22 protein-coding genes are annotated in these 20,163 nt (G+C 57.7%); 5 read left to right on the top strand and 17 right to left on the bottom strand.

Translation table 11 applies throughout. The features are described 5' to 3' along the window. Positions 1-18: 18 nt before the first annotated feature. The 10 genes from BLR97_RS10155 to BLR97_RS10110 all read right to left on the bottom strand — a co-directional run bounded on the left by BLR97_RS10155 (position 19) and on the right by BLR97_RS10110 (position 8,979). A complete protein-coding gene (locus BLR97_RS10155; RefSeq protein ID WP_089705841.1) occupies positions 19-444 on the bottom strand; it encodes a GNAT family N-acetyltransferase in 426 nt (141 codons plus the stop codon). A 23-nt stretch (positions 445-467) separates the two neighbouring features. Continuing rightward, a complete protein-coding gene (locus BLR97_RS10150) occupies positions 468-974 on the bottom strand; it encodes a 2-thiouracil desulfurase family protein (RefSeq protein ID WP_089705838.1) in 507 nt (168 codons plus the stop codon). Between the two features lie 76 nt (positions 975-1,050). Then, entirely contained in the window at positions 1,051-1,986 is a 936-nt protein-coding gene (locus BLR97_RS10145; RefSeq protein ID WP_089705835.1) for an alpha/beta hydrolase, read from the bottom strand. Between the two features lie 121 nt (positions 1,987-2,107). Next, positions 2,108-2,401: a type II toxin-antitoxin system RelE/ParE family toxin gene (locus tag BLR97_RS10140; RefSeq protein WP_089705832.1), complete on the bottom strand. Its 294-nt coding sequence runs from the start codon at positions 2,399-2,401 to the stop codon at positions 2,108-2,110. Continuing rightward, positions 2,394-2,636 (bottom strand): type II toxin-antitoxin system ParD family antitoxin, encoded by a 243-nt coding sequence (locus BLR97_RS10135; protein ID WP_089705829.1) that lies wholly within the window; start codon positions 2,634-2,636, stop codon positions 2,394-2,396. Before BLR97_RS10135 ends, BLR97_RS10140 begins: the two co-directional genes overlap by 8 nt. A gap of 121 nt (positions 2,637-2,757) precedes the next feature. Continuing rightward, a complete protein-coding gene (gene astB, locus BLR97_RS10130; protein ID WP_089705826.1) occupies positions 2,758-4,125 on the bottom strand; it encodes an N-succinylarginine dihydrolase in 1,368 nt (455 codons plus the stop codon). Next, entirely contained in the window at positions 4,122-5,594 is a 1,473-nt protein-coding gene (gene astD, locus BLR97_RS10125) for a succinylglutamate-semialdehyde dehydrogenase (protein ID WP_089705823.1), read from the bottom strand. Before astD ends, astB begins: the two co-directional genes overlap by 4 nt. A gap of 36 nt (positions 5,595-5,630) precedes the next feature. Beyond that, on the bottom strand, positions 5,631-6,662 hold the full coding sequence (gene astA, locus BLR97_RS10120) for an arginine N-succinyltransferase (RefSeq protein ID WP_089705820.1): 1,032 nt from the start codon (positions 6,660-6,662) through the stop codon (positions 5,631-5,633). Beyond that, complete coding sequence (locus BLR97_RS10115) at positions 6,662-7,726, bottom strand: arginine N-succinyltransferase (RefSeq protein WP_089705817.1); 1,065 nt, start codon at positions 7,724-7,726, stop codon at positions 6,662-6,664. The genes astA and BLR97_RS10115 overlap by 1 nt, the downstream gene beginning before the upstream one ends. Before the next feature lie 38 nt (positions 7,727-7,764). Next, positions 7,765-8,979: an aspartate aminotransferase family protein gene (locus BLR97_RS10110; RefSeq protein ID WP_089705815.1), complete on the bottom strand. Its 1,215-nt coding sequence runs from the start codon at positions 8,977-8,979 to the stop codon at positions 7,765-7,767. 371 nt (positions 8,980-9,350) lie between these two features. Here BLR97_RS10110 and BLR97_RS10105 point away from each other — a divergent pair, with 371 nt between their 5' ends. From BLR97_RS10105 to BLR97_RS10095, 3 genes are all read left to right on the top strand, one after another. Further along, a complete protein-coding gene (locus tag BLR97_RS10105) occupies positions 9,351-10,385 on the top strand; it encodes a C45 family autoproteolytic acyltransferase/hydrolase (protein ID WP_089705811.1) in 1,035 nt (344 codons plus the stop codon). Between the two features lie 94 nt (positions 10,386-10,479). After that, complete coding sequence (locus BLR97_RS10100; RefSeq protein WP_089705808.1) at positions 10,480-10,800, top strand: antibiotic biosynthesis monooxygenase family protein; 321 nt, start codon at positions 10,480-10,482, stop codon at positions 10,798-10,800. A gap of 133 nt (positions 10,801-10,933) precedes the next feature. After that, positions 10,934-11,728 (top strand): SDR family NAD(P)-dependent oxidoreductase, encoded by a 795-nt coding sequence (locus BLR97_RS10095; RefSeq protein WP_089705805.1) that lies wholly within the window; start codon positions 10,934-10,936, stop codon positions 11,726-11,728. A 19-nt stretch (positions 11,729-11,747) separates the two neighbouring features. Here BLR97_RS10095 and BLR97_RS10090 read toward each other — a convergent pair whose 3' ends face one another. Then, a complete protein-coding gene (locus BLR97_RS10090; protein WP_089705802.1) occupies positions 11,748-12,725 on the bottom strand; it encodes a GlxA family transcriptional regulator in 978 nt (325 codons plus the stop codon). Positions 12,726-12,892: 167 nt separating this feature from the next. Next, positions 12,893-14,098, bottom strand: coding sequence for an enoyl-ACP reductase FabV (gene fabV, locus BLR97_RS10085; protein ID WP_089705799.1), 1,206 nt, complete (start codon positions 14,096-14,098; stop codon positions 12,893-12,895). Positions 14,099-14,256: 158 nt separating this feature from the next. On the opposite strand from fabV, the gene BLR97_RS10080 reads away from it, so the two are divergent. Next, entirely contained in the window at positions 14,257-14,640 is a 384-nt protein-coding gene (locus BLR97_RS10080; protein ID WP_089705796.1) for a DUF7079 family protein, read from the top strand. Here BLR97_RS10080 and BLR97_RS10075 read toward each other — a convergent pair. Both BLR97_RS10075 and BLR97_RS10070 read right to left on the bottom strand, forming a co-directional pair. Continuing rightward, the gene (locus BLR97_RS10075; RefSeq protein ID WP_089705793.1) at positions 14,637-15,122 is read right to left on the bottom strand and encodes a glutathione peroxidase; all 486 of its coding nucleotides are present in this window, start codon (positions 15,120-15,122) and stop codon (positions 14,637-14,639) included. The genes BLR97_RS10080 and BLR97_RS10075 overlap by 4 nt on opposite strands. An 81-nt stretch (positions 15,123-15,203) precedes the next feature. After that, on the bottom strand, positions 15,204-15,821 hold the full coding sequence (locus tag BLR97_RS10070) for a LysE family translocator (protein WP_089705790.1): 618 nt from the start codon (positions 15,819-15,821) through the stop codon (positions 15,204-15,206). Positions 15,822-16,013: 192 nt separating this feature from the next. Here BLR97_RS10070 and BLR97_RS10065 point away from each other — a divergent pair, with 192 nt between their 5' ends. Further along, entirely contained in the window at positions 16,014-16,748 is a 735-nt protein-coding gene (locus BLR97_RS10065; RefSeq protein WP_089706171.1) for a YebC/PmpR family DNA-binding transcriptional regulator, read from the top strand. A gap of 179 nt (positions 16,749-16,927) precedes the next feature. Here the strand turns inward: BLR97_RS10065 and BLR97_RS10060 are convergent, their stop codons facing one another. The 3 genes from BLR97_RS10060 to BLR97_RS10050 all read right to left on the bottom strand — a co-directional run bounded on the left by BLR97_RS10060 (position 16,928) and on the right by BLR97_RS10050 (position 20,143). Continuing rightward, complete coding sequence (locus BLR97_RS10060; RefSeq protein ID WP_089705787.1) at positions 16,928-17,755, bottom strand: mechanosensitive ion channel family protein; 828 nt, start codon at positions 17,753-17,755, stop codon at positions 16,928-16,930. Between the two features lie 8 nt (positions 17,756-17,763). Next, positions 17,764-18,945 carry a hypothetical protein gene (locus tag BLR97_RS10055; protein WP_089705784.1) on the bottom strand — a complete coding sequence of 394 codons (1,182 nt, stop codon included), beginning with the start codon at positions 18,943-18,945 and terminating at the stop codon, positions 17,764-17,766. 190 nt (positions 18,946-19,135) lie between these two features. Continuing rightward, positions 19,136-20,143: a zinc-dependent alcohol dehydrogenase family protein gene (locus BLR97_RS10050; protein ID WP_089706168.1), complete on the bottom strand. Its 1,008-nt coding sequence runs from the start codon at positions 20,141-20,143 to the stop codon at positions 19,136-19,138. Positions 20,144-20,163: the final 20 nt, after the last annotated feature.

Raw genomic sequence — 20,163 nt, 5'->3', positions numbered from 1 at the left:
ACGATTCAGTTTGAGCAGCTAATCAATCCTTTTCTCCATATAGTGAGTCCCGCCCTCGGTTTTACGCACGCGAAACCCCATACGCTCGTATAGCGCTATTGCTGGGTTGATGCAAAACACACGCAGCCGAAGTAAGCGGATGCCCGACTGTTGGGCAGTTTCCTCCGTGTAGCGAATAGCCGTTGTGCCTAAGCCTTGGCGCTGCCACTTCTGATCAATTTGTAGCTCTCTAATATAGTAAGCGGCTTCATCGTGATTTATGCATAACAACCCTACTGGGCTAGCGTTAATAACTAATTCGTAACTGTCTAACTCATCCCATTGTTTATCAAACAGGGCTGTATTCCAGCGCATATCCAACTGTTCGTAGTAAGCAGACATATTTTGGCGAATTAATTTTTCCGCGAACGCCTTGTCGTTAGTAGACCGAATAATAGGCGTCATATCTCGATATCCTAGTGCTGCTTTCACGAACTTGTAGCAAGAAGTGCAGTGTTAGCTTGGGCTATTTCATACTGACTAAACACGTGCACACCATGTTCCCGAAGCAGTGCGGCTGTTACTCCCATACCCGGTACTTTTTTACCAGAGAAACTGCCGTCATAAATAGCGGTGCTTCCGCATGAAGGACTGAACTCAGCAAGCACTGCGATATCGATATCGAATTTACGGCACAGGTTCAAAGCGATAGAGGCACCTGCTAAAAATTCATTGGTCACCTTGCCTCCATCGTTTTCGATAACATCGACCTCACCGTTTAAAACACCCTTACCACTGCCTTGGAAAATCTCCGCGGGCGGCCTGGGAATACTCATCCCCGCCTCAACTTCGGGGCAAACAGAAACGATTCGTCCTTCAGAACGCCACTGCTCAACGATCTGATCATCCACGGAAAGGGCGCCACCATCATAGCGAACCTTTTTACCCAAGAGACAGGCGCTCATTAATACTTTTCTCAAATCGCCGGTCTCCAGTACGGTGGTTAACTTAAAACTGATACTTCATATGCCCCTAACTGAGTGCTCTCTTCTGATTATCATCCATCAAACTTTAGCTGTTTTCAAAAGTACACATCGATGATGTCCTGCTTCGCGCTTGAAGCCACTGACGCACTATTTCAGTGCCTTCTTCATTCACTAACAGCCCCAAGTGCGATGTGCCGGGGACAGTGGTGACCTCGGCGTCAGGGACATGCGGTCGAACGGTAGACTCAAAGCGATCGGCGAAAAAGGCTTCATCCTCGGCGCCGGTTAGGAAAAGGCTCGGCACATTGATAGAACGAAGGTCATCCGGGTAGTTAGAGGGATTAAACCCCGTCATCAGCCGATAAGAATAAGCCAGTGTCTCTGACCCATCCCGGTACTCAGGAGGTAGGTTAAATCGCAGCACGGTCACGCCATTCAAGCCTTTTACGCCGAGCCTGTTGAGAAGAGATAGCGCAATAATTTTAGCCACACTCGGCTCAGCCCATCCCCCCGAGTTATTACGAACGGTAGGGGCATCGTGCCCCAGATAGGGCGCCAGCAGGAGGTATGCAGAGGCAAGGTGCCCGTACTCCCCACCAGCAAAGCGTATAGCAAGTCCTCCGCCTGACGAATGGCCTCCTACCACTAATCTGGATATTGCTGAGTTTTCCGTTTTGATGTGATAAATAAAATCAGCCAGATCGTCCTCAAGCTGATGGATATAGTCGATATCGCCGCGCCGTTGCGGAGAGGGGCCATGACCCCGTATATCAGGGGTATACACAGCTGCGGCGCCTGCATCAGCTAACGCCTGGGCAAAAGTGGCCAAATATTTGCTATCCGTTCCTGATCCATGAAGAACAATAAGTGCAGTAGGAGATTCACTGGGATAATGCCGATACGCTAATGCTGTTCCATCTCGCGCTTCAAAGCGCTGAAGTGCTGGTACTTGGCTCGCTGCGCCCTGCTCTGAAACTAACACCTCGAAATTCAAACCGCCTGCATTTGTACTGATCGGCATTGAAAACAGCACTCCTATCGTTAAGGTCAACATGCATGTCGCAATGCGACTTCCTGAGAGCACGATGCCTCTAGGACAGGACTCGGTCGTTAAGATGCTATCAGGCTTTTTACGCTCACCGTCATAGTTCAAAAACATGTTTCAACGGTTCCATCTGCTGATGGAGTATCCTGATGACAAAAATATCTTGCTCACGTTGCCGGTAAAAAATGGCGTGTCGTTGGTGATCATGACGGCGTACTCCATCGCCGATCTCTGGGCACTCACAACCCATTAGCGGAGAACCAGACAGTAGGCGCAAGGTGCCCTCAAGATTATCAGTGTAAGCATCGGCCTGGAGAGCGCCGAAGTTAAGCAGGGTATACTCGTAAATGGAGGCAAAATCTTCTGCCGCCAGGTTGGACAGCTTATACATCGTGTTTCTGTTTTACCTGGGCGGCTATATCGTGCAGAGACAAGTTGCTTTCACCGCTACGCTCACCCTCTGCAACAGCATTTCTCAACGCTGCCGTTTGATGCTCCTGGCGCTCAAGTAATCTCAAGGCTGAACGCACGACCTCACTGGTTGAGCCGTAGCGACCAGACGCAATCAATTTCCCCACAAAATCGTCTAGTTGTTCGCCGATAGTAATGCTCGTTGTTCTGGGCATAGCCAACCCCCTGTGTGAATAGTTAACACAAATCATAGCACCCTTGAATACACCTGCAAGGACTATGGCCTGGAGACGACTAGCCTATGGTTTTTCCCTAAAAACCAACTGCTGGGAGCTCCTACCCCAACTGAAACGGGTAAACAGACCCGATCTTGAGTAATTGGGTGAGTTCATCCAGTGCAGTGAGGGACTCTTCTGCCAGCTGTGGGTCGGCGAGATCATCGGGAGCGAGGCGGTCGCGGTAGTGACGGTTGACCCAGGCGATTAGGTCATCATAAAGCGCATCGTTGAGCAGCACGCGGCCAGAGAGCGCTGCACGTTCGGCCTCCGTTAGCACCACGCGCAGGCGCAGGCAAGCGGGGCCGCCGCCGTTGCGCATGCTTTGCTTAACGTCTTTAACGATCACGTCACTGATGGGATTATGGCCCGCCAGTAGGAGATCTTGAATGGTGCGCCATACCGCCTCGCGCTCCTGGCATTCGCCTGGCACTACCAGGGTCATGGTGCCGTCCGGGTTGGAGAGCAGCTGCGAATTGAACAGATACGACGCGACGGCATCTTCCATGCTTACTGCCTCCAAGGGCACTCGCACCGGTATCAGCGGCGTGGTCATTTTGCCGCGCAACTCATCCAGGGTGCCTTCTTCGTCCAGAAAGGCCATTTCGTGGTAGAGCAGCACGGGGCCGTTGCCCACCGCAATGACGTCGTTATGGAATACACCCGCATCGATGGCGTCCGGGTGCTGTTGGGCAAACACCGTTTGCGCGTCTGTTAACCCGTGCTGGCGCGCCACCGCTTGGCTGGCCTCCAAGGTCTGGCGGGCAGGGTAACGCTTGGGTTCGCGCGCGCCGCTATGCACGTCGCCAAACGCCTGGCGGCCATACACGAACAGATGAACGCCCGGCTCGCCGTACTCACCGCATAAGCGAGTATGGTTCGCCGCGCCTTCATCAGCAAACGCTGGCGTGGCGGGCAGCACCGGGTGGTGGGCGAAATGTTGCTCGTCGCGGAAGATCGCCTGCAGCACCCGCCCAGTGGTGCCCGGTTCCAAGTAGCGATGAAAGCTGGACTGCAGATTGGCAGGGGTGAAATGCGCCCGGCCATCCGCTGCGTCCAAACTGGGGGTAATGGTGCCCGCATTAGCCGTCCACATGCTGGAGGCAGAGCATACCGCCCGCAGCAGTTGCGGCGCCTCTTTGGCGGCACGGGCCAGTACTTCGCGGTTGCTGCCGCTAAAGCCCAAATCACGCAGCGCGCCAATATCCGGACGCTGCTGGGGAGGCAGTACGCCCTGGGCGTAGCCCGCGTCCATCAGCGACTTCATTTTGGCAAGCCCCTGCAAAGCGCCCTCTTTGGGATTGGAGACCAGGCCGCCGTGGCTCATGGACGCGACATTGCCCACAGCCAGCCCCGAGTAGTTATGGGTTGGGCCGACCAAACCGTCGAAATTGACTTCCCTGACGTTGCTGATGTTGGTGGCGCTCATAGGTTGACTCCCGGGGGCAGTGTATCGGGCATTTCCAGGCTGTCGGCTTCCATGGACGCTACCGGGTAGGCGCAGTAATCCGCTGCATAGTAGGCACTAGGCCGATGGTTGCCGCTGTCGCCCACACCGCCAAACGGCGCATCGCCGGAAGCGCCGGTGGTTTGGCGGTTCCAGTTAACAATCCCGGCGCGAATACGCAGCAGGAAATCTTCCCAGTCAGCTTGATCGCCGCCGATCAGCCCGGCGGAAAGCCCGTAGCGGGTATTATTGGCAAGCTGTAGCGCTTCATCCCAATCGCCGTAGCGATGGATTTTCAGCAGCGGGCCAAAATGCTCCTCGTCGGGCACGTCCAGGCCGGTCACGTCGATCAGCGCGGGGCTAAGCAGGCTGGTGTTGTCTTGCAGGCGCTTCATGCGATTGATCACCGTGCCGCCCATGGTTTCCAACGCATCCTGTGCCTTGAGTAGACCATCTGCGGCGGCTACGCTGACCAAGCCGCCAAAGAAGGGCGCGGGTTCTTCCTCAAACTGGCCGGCCACGTGCAGCTTGGCAATAGCGTCGGAAAGCGCGTCAATCAGGCGATCACCGACTTCGCCCTGGGGCACCATCAAGCGGCGAGCGCAGGTGCAGCGCTGGCCGCCGGACAGAAACGCCGACTGCAGGATGCTCAGTACCGCGGCACGCTCGTCATCGACATCTTTTACTACCAGCGGGTTGTTGCCGCCCAACTCCAGGGCGAGGATCTTATCCAACTGCCCGGCAAACTGCTGGTGTAGCATGCCGCCCACTTTGGCACTACCGGTAAACAGCAGGCCATCAATATCGGGGTGCCCAGCCAAGGCTTGTCCTACCGGCACGCCACCTTGCACCAGGTTGATTACCCCGGCGGGCAGCCCGGCTTCCAACCAGCACTGCAGGGTTAAATCGGCGGTCAGCGGGGTCTGGTCGCTGGGTTTGAACACCATAGTGTTACCCGCCAGCAGTGCTGGCACCATGTGGCCGTTGGGCAAGTGGCCGGGGAAGTTGTAAGGACCGAACACCGCCATCACGCCGTGGGGGCGATGGCGCAGCACGGCCTTTGCACTGCCGACCTCTTTTTCGCGCTCGCCGGTGCGCTCATGGTAAGCCTTCAGAGAGAGCGCCACTTTACCAATCATCGCGCCCGCTTCGGTGCGTGCTTCCCAGAGCGGCTTACCGGTTTCAGAGGCGATCGCTACGGCCAGGTCTTCACGCCGAGCGGTAAGCACTTCGACAAAACGTTCGACCAGCGCTTGGCGCTCGTCAAAGGGCGTGCGCGCCCAACCGGGGAAGGCGCCCCGCGCGGCGTCTACCGCAGCGGCGACCTGTTCGCTGGAGGCCTCTCCCCCTTCCCACAACAACGACGCGGAAACCGGATCGTACTTGGTGAGGGTGTCTGCTTCGCCGGCGACCCAGGTGCCGTTGATCAATTGCTGCTGTTGGGCGTGCATCGTTGTCTCCTCGACGTTGCCGAACGATTGCCGTGCTTAGGTTTCGAGCAAGCGAACCTGGTCACCGGTAGTGACACCCAGACGGTTTGCTTCCTGCTCGCTAAGCACAATGGTGTTGTCATGGGTAGGCGCGCGGCCTATCCAACTGGCGGTAAAACTGAGCATATTCGACGTGGCCGCCAGCCAACGGCTGACACTCTCTTGCGCAGCACGGGTTGAAATTTCCACCTGGCAGAGCCGTGAATTGCGTATCGCGCGCACATCGTCAACGTAGGCCTCCACGGTAGGCCCGCCGTCGAAAATATCGATGTAGCCTTCCCAGCGTAACCCTTCTTTTTTGAGCATTTCCAGCGCCGGGCGGGTATGACGGTGCACCTGACCAATGCAGGCGCGCGCCTCCTCGGCCATAAAGGTGGTGTAGATGGGGAACTTGGGCATCAATTCGCCGATAAAACTCTTCTGCCCCAGGCCGGTGAGGCGATCCGCTTCGTTGAAATCCATCGGAAAGAAGTGTTTTCCCAAGCTCTCCCAGAACGGGCTGACGTTATTCTCGTCGAAGACACCGCGCATTTCCGCCAGTACTTTATCGGGGAAGCGGTCACGAAACTGGGCGATAAACAGCCAGCGAGCTTTAGAGAGCAGCGCACCATTGCGCAAATGTTTGTTGGCCTCACCGCGATATTCCGGGCGCACAAACAGCGAGCACACTTCGGCGTCGCCGGTGTGGTCGGAGCTTAAAAACAGCGTGTCGATGGTGCGGTGCAAATCGAGTTGGATTGACGAGTGCGCCAAGGTGCCCAGCCGATAGTTGTAGAACGGCACCTCACGGCCTACTTGACCTTCGATGGCGCAGCAGCCCGCCAGCTCATTGTTATCTTCGTCTTCCAGCACAAAGAAATACAGCCGGTCATCCACCGGCGTGCGCTCCTCAAAGGCACGTGCAGCGGCTTCAATCTTGCCCGCCAAAAACTCACGGTTGTCCGGTAGCGAGGTAAACCCCACCCCCGCCTGCTGCGCAAGCGCCTGGAGCCCATCCAAATCGTCGCGAGCAATGGGTCGAATGCGCATTACATTTCTCCTTCATCGAGCGCGTCCACCGCACTCGGCAGGGTTAACGGCGCGGCTAGCACCGCGCGGCCCTCCTCGACGCCCAGCTGTTTGGCGTGTTCCGGTGACAGCATCAATTGGCCGGTAGGCGACAGCGCATAGCGCGCCACAATGCAGCGGAACCCGCCCAGCTTCTGGTTGGCAATCATCGCCGGTTCGGCATCAGGCAGGGTATGTTCAGGGCGAAGTCGCACGGGGTGCCACGCCGCACTGCGGAAGGACTCCAGCCTTTCGCGCTCGGTTTTAACGATCGGCCCGGCATCAAAAATATCCACATGGCGGGAGCGCACAAAACCTTCCGCCAGCATCTCTTCCAGGGCCTCTTCGTGGGCGGGGTGTTCACGGCCAATTGCGGCCCGCGCCTGGGGCGTCAACAGCGGCAGATAAAGCGGAAACTGGGGCATCACTTCGGCGATAAAGCTTTTCGAGCGCACCCCGGCAATGTGGTTTATCTCTTGAAAGCTGCGGGCAAAAAAGTGGCGGCCCACACTCTCCCAGAACGGCGATTCGCTGCGGGCGTCCAGGTAACCCGGGAACGCCACCGCCAAAATGCGTGAAAAGCGCTCCGGATACTGGGCGATAAACATCAGCCGCGCCCGACGCAGTAGGCTTTCCGCACTGGTTCCTTTGTAGCGCGGATTAAGCGAAAACGCACACAGCAGCGTGGCATCCGAAACTTCGTGGGAAAGCGCCAGGGTTTGCACTTCGCGGCGCACGTTGAGCTGCTGCGAGGCATGAATCAGCGTTTCCTGGCGGTAGGTGTAGTAGGCTTCGTTGGCCCCCGCCTGGGCACGAATGGTCGCCGTGCCCAACACTTCCCCGCGGGCATCGTCCGCCAGCACGAAGGTATAGTGCTCATCTCCGGGGTAATCCACCTCGCCGTTGAAGGCAGCCTCAGAGCGCACGATGCGCTCCTCGAGCCGTTCGCGGTTGGCGGGTAGATTGGTGAGTCTGGGTACCGCGTGCTCGGCCAACTGTTCCAGCGCCGGCAGGTCTGCCATTGTCACCGGTCGAATAACCAGCATCCTCAACGCCCCCTCTTGTGTGGCTGCGGTTGGCTCACTCATGCTGCCGCAACTAACCGCTCAATGGCGCGCTCAAGGCGAGCCATTCCTTCTGCAATATCGGCTTCCGGAATCACCAGCGACGGGGCCATACGCAGCACGTTAGGCCCAGCGATCAAGGCCATTAAGCCTTCCTCTATGGCCAGCGGCAGGATGTCTTTGGCGCGGCCCTCGTAAGCCTCCGACATTTGCGCACCTATCAGCAGCCCCATGCCGCGGATCTCCTTAAACACGCCGTATTTGCGGTTGATGGTCTCCAGGTGCTCACGGAATAAATCATGGCGTTTTTTTACGCCGCCAAGCACCTCGGGGGTATCAATAAACTCGACCGCTGCCAGCGCCACCGCCGACGCCAGGGCGTTGCCGCCGTAGGTAGAGCCATGGGTGCCAATTGCCAAGGATTTCGCAATTGCATCGGTGGTCAACATGGCACCGACAGGGAAGCCACCGCCCAACGATTTGGCGCTGGTGAGAATATCCGGGGTAATGCCGAAGTTCTTATACGCGTAGAGCTCGCCGCTACGGCCAACCCCAGTTTGCACTTCATCAAAAATCAGCAGCGCATTGTGATCATCGCAAAGGTCGCGCAGGCCTTGGAGGAATTCCTGGGTAGCGGGAACGATGCCACCTTCGCCTTGCATAGGCTCAACCATGATTGCGCAAGTGTCGTCACCGACAAGCTCGCGCACACTTTCCAGGTCGTTAAAGTTGGCATGCAGAATACTACCCGGCACCGGGCCAAAACCCTGGGAGTACTTCGGCTGGCCACCCACGCTCACGGTGAAGAAGGTGCGGCCGTGGAAGGATTGATGAAACGAGATGATCTTATCTTTGTGCTCGCCGTGGTGATCCACCGCCCAACGGCGCGCCAGCTTTAGCGCGGCCTCATTGGCTTCACCGCCGGAAGAACATAAAAACACTTTGTCGGCGAAGGTTCGTTCCGTCAGCGTCTTGGCAAGCTTTAGCGCGGGTTCGTTGGTGAACACGTTGGAAAGATGCCATAGCTTTTCGCCCTGCTCTTTAAGCGCGTTGACCAGCACCGGATGGCAGTGACCCAGAGAATTAACAGCAATCCCCCCAGCGAAGTCGATATATTCGCTTCCCTGCTGATCCCACAAGCGGCTGCCTTCGCCACGCACCGGAATAACCTGCTGTGGGGCGTAGTTGGGCGTCATGTAGTGATCGAAATCCTGACGGCTTGGGGTATGGCTCATGGGACGCTACCTCCGGTGGAGTAATGGAATGAAAACAGTATAAGGGGCCGAATAGGGTAACTGCTTTCAGCAATGGGACGGCAAATTATGAAAAGCAGCATTTAACTGGCACCCCCACTCTACATCCATCCTTGTTCACCTCACGGTATCAGTGGCGTATTTAGGCCTGCTTCTTATCGTTTGGGGACGCCTGAGCTGTCAGCGTCGAACCTCCCCCAACGTTGAATAAGGGGCGGGATCCAGGCATCGGCGAGCGGTGTCGGCCATCAAGGGCGAGTAAATCCGTGAGCCTGCATATCCAAGCCCCCACCTGCACTTCAACGCTGTTCGCGGTAGGCTTGAGTAACTCCCCTCACCGAGGAGCACTCCGCATGCTCGACGTAACCCACCTGCGTGGTAGCCGCCATGCCATTGGCGTGGCCCATGGCCAGCGCCACGCCGCACAGATTCAGCGCAGCATTGAGGTCTATGACCGGCTGTTTCAAGACTTTGTAGGCCTCGACTGGGCCGCAGCCCGACAGGAGGCGCGGCGCTTTATACCGGCTATCGAACGCGGCTTTCCGTCGATCCTGGATGAGCTCGAGGGTATTGCCGAGGGCGCCGACCTGCAGCGCGACGACATCCTCACCCTCAACTGCCGCAGTGAGATCTCGCTAACCCAGGCCAGCGGCGGCTGTTCCGCCTTTTCGCTCTACCAGCAGGGTCGGCAGTGGCTGGCCCAGAACTGGGACTGGCGCCTCGACCAGCTCGACAACGTGGTGGTACTACACATAGAGGGTGACGACGCCCCGCCGCTGGTCAGCGTCGGCGAGGCCGGGATGCTGGCCAAGATCGGCCTCAACGCCCACGGCCTCGGCGTCTGTCTCAACGCCATCCGCTCGCAGACCTGTGGCGACGGTCTGCCGATCCACGTCGCCCTGCGCAAGCTTCTCGAGAGCGACGGTTTCACCAGCGCCCAGCGCATCGTCGCGGAGGATCGCGTCGCCTCACCGGCGCACTTTCTGGTCGCCAGCGCTGCAGGCCAGGCCGCCGGCTTCGAGGTTCACCCCGGGCCGCCGGGGGTACTCAAGCCCAGCGGCGGGAGGGTGATCCACACCAACCACCTCTGCGCCGCGACCGCCTGTGTCACCGACTTCCCCAAGCCCGACTCCCATGTGCGCCTACGCCGCCTCGATGAGCTGCTCGACCCACCGCCCAGGGCCAGCGTCAGCGCGCTTTTCGACGTACTGAGCGACCACCACAATGCGCCCATGTCGATTTGCAAGCACACCGACATCGATCTGCCCGATGCCGAACGCATGGAGACACTGTTTTCGGTGGTGATGGCCCTCGACGAGCGCACCCTGCACCTGCGACACGGCTACCCCTGCAAGGCCCGGCAGACGCTGAGCATCGCGCTCGACTAGCGGCGCGAGAAAAGAGGCAGCTGAATCAGGACGGTGGGCGGGATACACTGACCCAGGATCGAAAGTTTCAGCAGCAGCGACAGGGAGAAGCGCCATGAAATATATCTTCGAAGTGCATATCCGCGACGGCTACCGTGCCGAGGACTACGCCGACGCCTGGCTCCGCGCCAGCCAGCTCATCCAGCAGGCGCCAGGGGCACGCGGCACCGAACTGCATCGCAAGATCGGCGACCCTAACACCCTGATCGCCATTGCCCACTGGGACAGCAAGGCCAGCCGCGACGCCATGGAAGCCCAGCCCAACCCGGAGATAAAGGAGATCATCCGCCATGGGGCCGCCTGCTGCGAGATCCGCCTGATCGGCGAATTCGAGGAGCCGGAGTGGGTAGTGATGCCGCCGAATGCCGAGTCATAAACGGGTGTTGGGCTAGAGATCATATTGAGTCCCCCTTGAAGAAACCTAAAAGAGCACCACACTCATTAGCAAGCTATGAAGTTATTAGTTGTGTAGTGAGGTACTGATACTCAGGAAGAGAGGAGCACACCCCATGCAGATTGATCTTAACGGCAAGCACGCCATTATAACCGGCTCGACCGCAGGTATCGGCTTTGCGATTGCCCAGGGCCTGGCCAATGCAGGTGCCGAGGTGGTTATCACCGGGCGCACCCAGGCACGAATTGAGGAAGCCATCGCGGCCATCAAGAAAGACGTTCCCAACGCCAAGGCAACGGGCGTAGCCGCCGACCTGGGCACCGCCGACGGCTGCCAGACGCTGATCGAGCAGCAGCCGGAGACCGATATACTGATCAATAACGTGGGTATCTTTGGCCCGCAGGATTTTTTCGAGGTGGACGACGCGACCTGGCAGCAGTTTTTTGACGTTAACATCATGAGTGCAGTGCGTCTTTCTCGCCACTATGCCCAAGGTATGCGCGATCGGGATTGGGGCCGCATCCAGTTCCTATCCAGCGAATCGGGTATCAATATCCCCAGCGAAATGGTTCATTACGGCATGACCAAATCGGCGCTGCTATCGGTATCGCGGGGGCTTGCCAAGGTATTGAGCGGTACCCAGGTGACCGTCAATGCCATCTTGCCGGGCCCAACGCGTTCCGAAGGCGTGCTTAATATGCTGGGTGAAATCGCTGAAAAAGAAGGTATCTCTCAGCAAGAGGTTGAAGCCCGCTTTGTACAGGAGAACCGCCCATCGTCGATTATTCAGCGGCTGGCAACGCCAGAAGAAGTGGCTAGCATGAGCGTCTATGCCGCATCGACCCAAGCCAGCGCCACCACTGGTGCCGCGTTGCGCGTGGAAGGCGGCATTGTCGATACGCTAACCTAAGCCCTCTAATCTTATACTTCTAACCCAGGCGCTCTTCCCTCGGCGTCATGCCGAAATGGTGACGGTAGGCGGTGGAAAAGTGTGCGCCCGAGGAGAACCCCGTGGCAAACGCAATATCGCCTACCGCCCGGTCGCTCTCGCGCAGTTGTTTGCGCGCCTCTTGCAAACGCAAATCAAGGTAGTAACGGCTGGGCACCGCCTGCAGATATTTCTTAAACAGCCGCTCTAGCTGACGGCGGGAAATCCCCAGGTGCTCCGCCAACTCCAGCGTGGAAAGCGGCTCTTCGATATTGGCCTCCATCAGCGTTACGGCATCCACCAGGCTCTGCGGTGCGTGGCCCAAGCGGCTGCGCAGCGGTACGTGCTGGCGCTCGTCCGCCAAGCGAATGCGATCGCAGACAAACTGCTCGGAGACTTGCTCCGCCAACCGCGCGCCGTGATGCTGGCTAATCAACGTCAGCATCATGTCCATGGCGGCCGTTCCGCCCGCGCAGGAAAGCCGGTCGCGATCGATTTCAAACAGCTGTTGTGAAAGCGTCACTTGGGGATACGCCTGGGCAAAAGCATCGAAACGTTGCCAGGGCAGCGTGGCGCGGTAGCCCTCCAGCAGACCACAGCGGGCCAGTACTTCGGTGCCACCAGCCAACCCACCCAACATTACGCCGCGCCCTACATACCCGCGCAGCCACTCATTCAGCTTGGCGGGCAGTGCATAAGGTAGTGGCGTGGGGGCGCAGATCAACAGCAAATCAAGCGGCCCAAGCGGGCTTTCCAACGCGTGTTGAGTAAGTACGGAAAGCTGCGCACCACTGCGTACCGGCTCGCTATCCATGCTCAGCGTGACGGTGTGATAAAGCATCTGCCCGCTGAGCTGGTTGGCCATTTGCAAAGGCTCCAACGCACTGGCGTGGGCCAGCAGCGAAAACCCCGGCAGCAGGACAAACGCTACCCGCCTTCGCGAGGCGGCATTGGGAGAATTGACTGCGCTATGCTGCATGGGAAACCGCCGTGCCGAAAACAAACTGCCATCTTAACCAATTGCTTGGGTAAAGGCAGCGACGGCGTCGCGGGGAAAAAAATACGCCGTGTAAATGCAAAAACGCCGGGCCATAAGCCCGACGTCCTGCGATGACGCAACGCGCGTATGGCGGCAAGGCCATGCGCTTATAGATTGACCACATCAAACTCGACCAGCGGGTCAACGTCGGCATCGTAATCGACATCGTCACGCTCAAAGCCAAACAGCTTCAAGAAATCGTGCTTATAGCCCGCATAGTCGGTGATCTCGAACAGGTTCTCGGTGGTCGCTTCCGACCACAGATCCTGGCAGGCTTTTTGGATATCGTCACGCAACTCCCAGTCATCCAGGCGCACGCGGCCCACGTCGTCGGTGATCAGCGCACCGCTCTGCGCGGAATAAAGCCGCTCGCCGAACAGACGGTTAAGCTGGTCGATGGTGCCTTCGTGGACGCCCTGCTCTTTCATGATGCGGTAGACCATGGCGATATACAGCGGCATCACCGGGATCGCCGCGCTGGCTTGGGTCACCACGGATTTAAGCACCGCTACGTTCGCGCCGCCGCCGGTGGTTTTCAGCTTGCTGTCAATCGCCGCAGCAGCGCGGTCCAGGTCTTCCTTAGCTTTGCCCAGGGCCCCGTGCCAATAAATCGGCCAAGTAATTTCCGTGCCGATATAGCTAAACGCCACGCTACGCGCGCCCTTGGCCAGCACACCGGCCTCGTCGAGCGCCTCCATCCACAGCTCCCAATCTTCGCCGCCCATTACGGTAATGGTGTCGTCGATTTCCTGCTGGGTGGCAGGCTCTACCTCGGCTTCAATAATGGCATCTTTGTTGGTGTCGATCGCCGTGGCGCGATAGGTTTCGCCAATCGGCTTCAGGCTGGAGCGCTTGAGTTCACCGCTGTCGGGCAGCTTGCGCACCGGCGACGCCAGCGAGTAAACCACCAGATCGACTTCTCCCATGTCCTGTTTGATCAGTTCGATGGCTTTTTCCCGCGCTTCGTGGGAGAACGCATCGCCGTTGATCGATTTGCTGTAAAGCCCTTCTTGCTTGGCGAATTTGTCGAACGCGGCACTGTTGTACCAGCCCGCCGTGCCGGGCTTTTTCTCGGTAGCGGGCTTTTCAAAAAACACGCCCAAGGTATCCGCGCCATAGCCAAACGCTGCGGTAATACGAGCCGCCAAGCCATAACCGCTGGAAGCACCAATCACCAGCACCTTTTTAGGGCCGGCGCTTTTATCCAAACCGCGCGCTCGGGTGGCGTCGATTTGCTCACGAACGTTCTGCTCGCAGCCAATCGGATGGGTAGTCGTGCAAATAAAGCCGCGTACTTTGGGTTTAATAATCACAGAGAACCTCGTTTTTCGAAATAACTTGTTGGCGTCGCACCGTTCATCAGTGGCGTTATTCTAGCGGTCTCAAGCGGCGCTGTCCGCTATTGAGCTAACTGACCTTTCACGTCAGGATATTGTCTTTACCCATGACGTCCGCCCGCGAGGCTTTATAAATGAACGCACAGCAACTAGTCGATGAACGTGGCGATTTATGGTTGGCGCTGGCCCCGTTGTGGCTGGATCGAGAACCGAGTGAACGCGATTACGCCCAAATGGTAGAGGTGGTGCAGCGCTATCAAATGACGTTAAACGAATTGGAGTGGATGTTCCGGTTAGAAATGGCCCCAGTGATGGCCCGCTACCAATTATCTATCGCCAGCGAATGGCGTCAGTTTAACGACCGCAAACTGATGCAGCAGTTGGTCGGTCACAACCTACGGTTAACAGGTTGGCGACGCAAAAGCTGGGCGCTGTTTTCAGGCCTGACGACGATGATGGTACGCCACCGCTGGAACGAGCTAATGAACCGAGTCATGGTCGCCCGCGGCGAGACTTAAGCCTCGTCGAGGGCGAGTTCCAAACGCAACCGCAGGGAGCGGCCATGGTCACGGGGGCCAAAGCGGGCAATCGCCCTGCCGTCACGCCCAACCAGAAACTTGGTGAAGTTCCATTTAATCACTTTCGTTCCCAGTACGCCGGGCGCTTCCTGCTTAAGCAACACGAAAAGCGGGTGGGCCTGAGAGCCGTTAACCCGCACTTTCTCCATAAGCGGAAACGTCACACCATATTGCTGCTCGCCGAACGCACAAAAAGCTTCGGCGCTTTCCGGTGACTGCCGGGCAAATTGATCGCAAGGAAAACCCAACACGGTAAAACCACGGTCGCGATAGCGTTGGTAGAGCATTTCCAGCTCTTTTAGCTGCGGGGTAAAGCCACACCGACTGGCGACGTTGACGACCAACAAGACCTGGCCTTGCAGCGCACGCAGATTAAAAGGCTGGCCCACGTGGGTATAACAATCCTGATCATAAAATGTCATGTGCCGCCTCCCCCCTGAAATGCCTCATTTTACCGCCTACCTTGCCATGTCTATGCACTGCGCACCAGTTCGGCCAGCGGTCTAGCTGAACGGCCCGGCTACCACACGAAGCGCCAACGCTAGCAGCAACACGCCGGTAATCCGATTGATCCAATGGGCACGGTGTTGAAGCCAGGGCAACACCCGCGAATGCGACAGTGCAACGGCCACCAGCACATACCATCCGCCGTCGATAACCATGGCGGTCACCACAATCAGTGCTTTGGCAAGAAAGCTCATGTCAGGGGTTACAAACTGACTCAACAGCGCGATAAAGAAAATAATCAGCTTAGGGTTACCGAGTGCTACCAGCACACCTTCTTTAGCGGCGCGGGCACTGGAGGTGGCCATTCCCTGCTGCTGCATGGCCCCGGCACTACCTGCGCGCAATGCCTTGATGCCCAACCACGCCAGATACAACGCACCCGCCCAGGTAATCAGTTGGAAAAGCGTCGGCGACTGAGCGATCAGCGCGCCCAAACCCAGCACGGTAAGCAACGCGTAAATCCCGACTCCTCCAGCATGGCATAGCGCGGCTGTCATCCCCACCAGCCTACCCCCGCCCAGGGTGTGGCGTAACACCAACGCCAGACTCGGCCCCGGCGACATCGCGCCCATCGCGCATACCGCCGCAAGCGACAGCCATAATGAAAACGGCATTGCTTCCTCCTTGATCGTCCCTAATGCCCTAGACATCGACAATAATCAGCAACCCAGTGTACGCCAAACCAACTAACGCGACGTCTGGCAAGCGCAAATAACGCTGTTAGCATGGTACGCTGTTGGGTAAACTTTGGCCTTTTGATAATGCCCCTGATCAGCTGGGGCAACGGCAAATTACAGGACGTCAACATGGGTAGGGCTTTTCAGAACCGTAAAGAATCCATGGCCAAAACGGCCGATGCGAAGACGAAAGTCTACAGTAAGTATGGTCGCGAGATTTACGTTTGCGCCAAGTCAGGCGGCACCGACCCCAACAGCAACCTAGCATTGCGCGGCCTGATGGAGCGTGCCAAAAAAGACCAAGTGCCTTCTCACGTCATCGACAAGGCGCTGGATAAAGCCAGCGGCGCCGGTGGCGAAGACTTTTCAGCGGCACGCTACGAAGGCTTCGGCCCCGGCAATGCGATGGTGATTGTCGAGTGCTTAACTGACAATCCGAACCGCACCTTTGGCGATGTCCGCGGTTGCTTCACCAAGACCAAGAGCAAAATCGGCACTCCTGGCAGCGTTAGCCATATGTTTGACCACTGCGCGATTTTCTCGTTTGCCGGAAGCGACGAGGAAGCCGTACTGGAAGCGCTAATGGAAGCGGATGTCGACGTCACCGACATCGAGCAGGAAGACAGCCGCATCACCGTGTTTGCGCCACACACCGACTACGCCAAAGCCAAGCAGGCGTTGCTGGACACCTTCGGCGAGGTCGACTTCGAGGCCGACGAAATTCAGTTTCTGCCACAAACCACCACACCGGTTGAAGGCGATGACGTGGCGATGTTCGAAAAACTGCTCAACATGCTGAATGACCTGGACGACGTGCAAAACGTCTACCACAGCGCTGAGCTGCCTGCCGAAAGCGAGCAATAACGCAGCGCCGCGCGCAATGCTAATAGTGCCTGGGGCAGTGTCAGCAGCCTATCGATCGCCATGCTGAATCGTTCATTGCCCTTGGTCTTATGCAAACACAGCGACAGAAAACGCTTTATTTACGGTTGGCAGGGGTATTCCACGCCCCAAATAATATAGAGCGTCGGTATTTGCGGCCATTAACCTGCTGTACCCTGTGAATCCAGCGCCGCATCGGGAGGCAGCAGCGCGGGCATGACGCCCGCCGCGCTTAACACCTGCTTGCCGCGCACCGTGAGGTCGGTGATGAACAGAAACTGCTGACGCGGATCAACCGGGTACGCGCGAATACGGTAATGGGTACCCCAAGGCTTCTCTTCCGCTATGACGATGATCGGCTTATCAAATTTCAGGTAGGCACTGGTCAGGGCTACGTCGCGCAAAGCTTTGCGCACCCAGCCCGCCTCATGTTCAGGCTGCAGATAGAAGCTGGCCACACATTGCAGGCTGACCCCACCATTGTTGGCATTATAGATCGCGGTATCCCACAGTTTAAGATGAGGAACCGCCACCAGGTCATCATCCGGCGTTTGAACGCTGACCGTACGCATCCCCACATGCTTTACTTCGCCATAGGTGTCGTCAATCTTGACCCAATCCCCCGGCCGATAGGGCAGTTCAACCGCCGAGACCACCCCTGCAATCAGGCTGCTAACGTACTCTTTCAGGGCAAAGCCTATCGCCAGACCAATCGCGCCAAGCAGCGTTACCATGTTGCGCAGCGAAGGCTCAATAACGATAGGCACGGCAATCGCCAGCGCGGTAATCAAAATCACTAGTCGCGTGAGCGGCACCAGCGCAAACACCCTAAAGCGAATGGGGCCATGAAGCCGATTGGCTAGCCAGGTAAGCATATGCTGGCTGGCAAACGTCAATAAGATGGTACTTGCCAGAATCACTCCAAGGGTAATCAGCGCTTGGCTGTCGATATCGTTAAACAACTTGGCGTACTGCATTTGCTCGTCCATAGGCGTACCTAAAGTGGGTCGACAAGGTAGTGTCGTGATTCCAGCAACTGGCGCACGCTGGCGTAGCTCAACGGGGCCACCTGCCAACGCTGTTGATGACAGCTAAGAATTCCCTGGCGAGCCAGCGATAACCGCGCGTTTAGCGCTTCATGGTTTGAAAACGGCAGCACAAGATCCAGCGCATGATCCTCAAGCCCCCCATGGATCAGCAGCGTATGCAGCAGCAGCGTTGCCACATCCCCGGTATCTTCGGGTAGTTCTGCCTCCGCCAATACGTCAAGCAGCCACAGCGATTCAGGCGATGCTTGAGAACGCTCTGAAGAACGATCGGCGGCGTCGCTTTCAGTCGGCTCGCGCAGACGTTCCCGCCAGTAGTGCCAGGCAATGCCCAAATGTCCTCGGCAATGCGCCGCCAGACGCTGGAGCTCTTTATGGACGTCCTTTTGTTGGTTTTCGCCGCCGTTAGAAAGAATCTTTTTACCCGTACGGGTGCTGTATACCGTGGGGCAATCGCCCCCTTTGGGCAAATGAGCAAAATAGTGCGCTAACTGCTCACCTTCCAACGCCTGAAGGACAAATACCGGCACGCCTTCCAAGCCAACCGCGTGCTTCAGGTACGCATAAGTCCAGCTGTCGCAACCTATAACCCCTTGCCCCAAACGGCTGCTTAAGGCGCGTTCTAACAACTCACGTACGCCCTGCAATCCTTGCGTGTTACGTAAAAAATGCCGCTCCAGAGCGGGGACTGCCCAGCGGTGCTGAAGAGCTAAGCACTCCACCCATTCAAGGCTTCCCTCGGCAAGCTCGCCAACGGTAGGGGCCGGCAGGCAATCAACCCCTTGGTGCTCCGCCCATTGACTCACCACTTCCCTGTGGCCACCGTGAGGTGGTGAGATAAACAGCACCACCGGGGCCTCCTCATGGCACTCTAATATCTCGCCCAGAGCGCTAGCGGCAGGCGACCAGTCGATCTCAGGGGCCCAATGGGCCAGCTTCACCTCGGGTAAAGCGCGGAGTTCGTGCTCTTGCTTTGCCTGGCGTTCGGACGCCCCTTTGCCCCCCATCCAACTAGTTGCCGCGCGCCAACTACGCCGCCACTGGCTAGATTGGGTGCGTTCGGGCGTACAAAACGTTTCAAGCGCCACGACGTCCCATGGCGATAAATCGGCTTTCGTAGAGCGCTGCGCCATATACCGCCTCGAAAATAATTAAATAGATTAAGATTAGCATGCCTGACGCAATCACTCGGGACTAGCCGACGTTATAATCTAGAGTAGCTCTAACGCCATCGTGTCACGGTGACATTGGCAAATAAAAGAGCGGCCATCCTATGCGAATGGCCGTTCCTGTTCACCCAAATGCGTTTAAACGACGGCGTCGTTAGAACGTCAGGCAAATCTTGCCGAAGTGCTTGCCGGCTTCCTGGTGGCGGAAGGCATCGGCAATCTCGGACAGCGCGAATTCTCGGTCGATGATCGGCCGCGTGCCGGTAGCCTCGAGGGCCCGCGTCATTTCGATTTGGTCGCGACGGCTGCCGACGATCAAGCCTTTAAGCGTGGCCTGCTTGGCCATCAGCTTGGCGGTGGGGATCTCGCCTTCTCGCCCGGTCAATACGCCAATCAGCGCGATATGACCGCCAATTTTGACCGCATCGATAGACTGCGGCAGCGTGCCGGGGCCGCCCACTTCGATAACATGATCGACGCCTTCGCCTTCGGTCAGCGCTTGAACGGCTTTGCCCCACTCGGGCGTCTCTTTGTAGTTAATGGTGTGCTCCGCCCCTAGCTCACGCAAGCGCGTCAGTTTTTCATTAGAGGACGACGTGGCAATCACCCGCGCGCCCATCATCTTGGCAAACTGCAGCGCAAAAATGGACACGCCGCCGGTACCCAGCACCAACACGGTATCGCCGGCTTTCAAGCCGCCGTCAACCACCAGCGCACGCCAGGCGGTCAGCCCGGCGGTGGTCAGCGTGGCCGACTCCGCGTGGCTGTAACCCGCCGGCTGGTAGGTAAACGCCTGGGCAGGCGCGATGACTTGCTCGCGCGCATAGCCATCCACACCATCGCCGGGGGTGGTCGTGAAATCACCGACGCGCGCCGGGCCTTCCAGCCAGCCGGGAAAGAACGTCGACACTACTGGGTCGCCAACAGCGAATTCCGTCACGCCCTCGCCCACGGCTTCGACAACGCCCGCGCCATCCGACATGGGAATACGGCCGTCTTCAGTGGGAATCATCCCCGCCACCACGGCATAGTCATGAAAATTCAGCGAGCTGGCGTGCAAGCGCACACGAATTTGGCCTGCCCCCGGTTCGCCGGGTGCAGCTTGGTCTACAACGGTTAAGTTATCGAGACCGCCTGGTGCTTTTAGTTGAATCGCCTGCATGAAAACCTCTTTGGGTGGAA

The organism is Vreelandella arcis (assembly GCF_900103865.1).
Taxonomy (GTDB): Bacteria; Pseudomonadota; Gammaproteobacteria; order Pseudomonadales; family Halomonadaceae; genus Vreelandella; species Vreelandella arcis.
This window is presented reverse-complemented; position numbering and strand designations above follow the sequence as displayed.

Bases quoted from the DNA above. Each gene is read 5' to 3' on its own strand.
- BLR97_RS10155 (WP_089705841.1), bottom strand. From the start codon at position 444: ATGACGCCTATTATTCGGTCTACTAACGACAAGGCGTTCGCGGAAAAA.
- BLR97_RS10145 (WP_089705835.1), bottom strand. From the start codon at position 1,986: ATGCCGATCAGTACAAATGCAGGCGGTTTGAATTTCGAGGTGTTAGTT.
- BLR97_RS10140 (WP_089705832.1), bottom strand. From the start codon at position 2,401: ATGTATAAGCTGTCCAACCTGGCGGCAGAAGATTTTGCCTCCATTTAC.
- BLR97_RS10135 (WP_089705829.1), bottom strand. From the start codon at position 2,636: ATGCCCAGAACAACGAGCATTACTATCGGCGAACAACTAGACGATTTT.
- astB (WP_089705826.1), bottom strand. From the start codon at position 4,125: ATGAGCGCCACCAACATCAGCAACGTCAGGGAAGTCAATTTCGACGGT.
- astD (WP_089705823.1), bottom strand. From the start codon at position 5,594: ATGCACGCCCAACAGCAGCAATTGATCAACGGCACCTGGGTCGCCGGC.
- astA (WP_089705820.1), bottom strand. From the start codon at position 6,662: ATGCGCATTCGACCCATTGCTCGCGACGATTTGGATGGGCTCCAGGCG.
- BLR97_RS10115 (WP_089705817.1), bottom strand. From the start codon at position 7,726: ATGCTGGTTATTCGACCGGTGACAATGGCAGACCTGCCGGCGCTGGAA.
- BLR97_RS10110 (WP_089705815.1), bottom strand. From the start codon at position 8,979: ATGAGCCATACCCCAAGCCGTCAGGATTTCGATCACTACATGACGCCC.
- BLR97_RS10105 (WP_089705811.1), top strand. From the start codon at position 9,351: ATGCTCGACGTAACCCACCTGCGTGGTAGCCGCCATGCCATTGGCGTG.
- BLR97_RS10100 (WP_089705808.1), top strand. From the start codon at position 10,480: ATGAAATATATCTTCGAAGTGCATATCCGCGACGGCTACCGTGCCGAG.
- BLR97_RS10095 (WP_089705805.1), top strand. From the start codon at position 10,934: ATGCAGATTGATCTTAACGGCAAGCACGCCATTATAACCGGCTCGACC.
- BLR97_RS10090 (WP_089705802.1), bottom strand. From the start codon at position 12,725: ATGCAGCATAGCGCAGTCAATTCTCCCAATGCCGCCTCGCGAAGGCGG.
- BLR97_RS10080 (WP_089705796.1), top strand. From the start codon at position 14,257: ATGAACGCACAGCAACTAGTCGATGAACGTGGCGATTTATGGTTGGCG.
- BLR97_RS10075 (WP_089705793.1), bottom strand. From the start codon at position 15,122: ATGACATTTTATGATCAGGATTGTTATACCCACGTGGGCCAGCCTTTT.
- BLR97_RS10070 (WP_089705790.1), bottom strand. From the start codon at position 15,821: ATGCCGTTTTCATTATGGCTGTCGCTTGCGGCGGTATGCGCGATGGGC.
- BLR97_RS10065 (WP_089706171.1), top strand. From the start codon at position 16,014: ATGGGTAGGGCTTTTCAGAACCGTAAAGAATCCATGGCCAAAACGGCC.
- BLR97_RS10060 (WP_089705787.1), bottom strand. From the start codon at position 17,755: ATGGACGAGCAAATGCAGTACGCCAAGTTGTTTAACGATATCGACAGC.
- BLR97_RS10055 (WP_089705784.1), bottom strand. From the start codon at position 18,945: ATGGCGCAGCGCTCTACGAAAGCCGATTTATCGCCATGGGACGTCGTG.
- BLR97_RS10050 (WP_089706168.1), bottom strand. From the start codon at position 20,143: ATGCAGGCGATTCAACTAAAAGCACCAGGCGGTCTCGATAACTTAACC.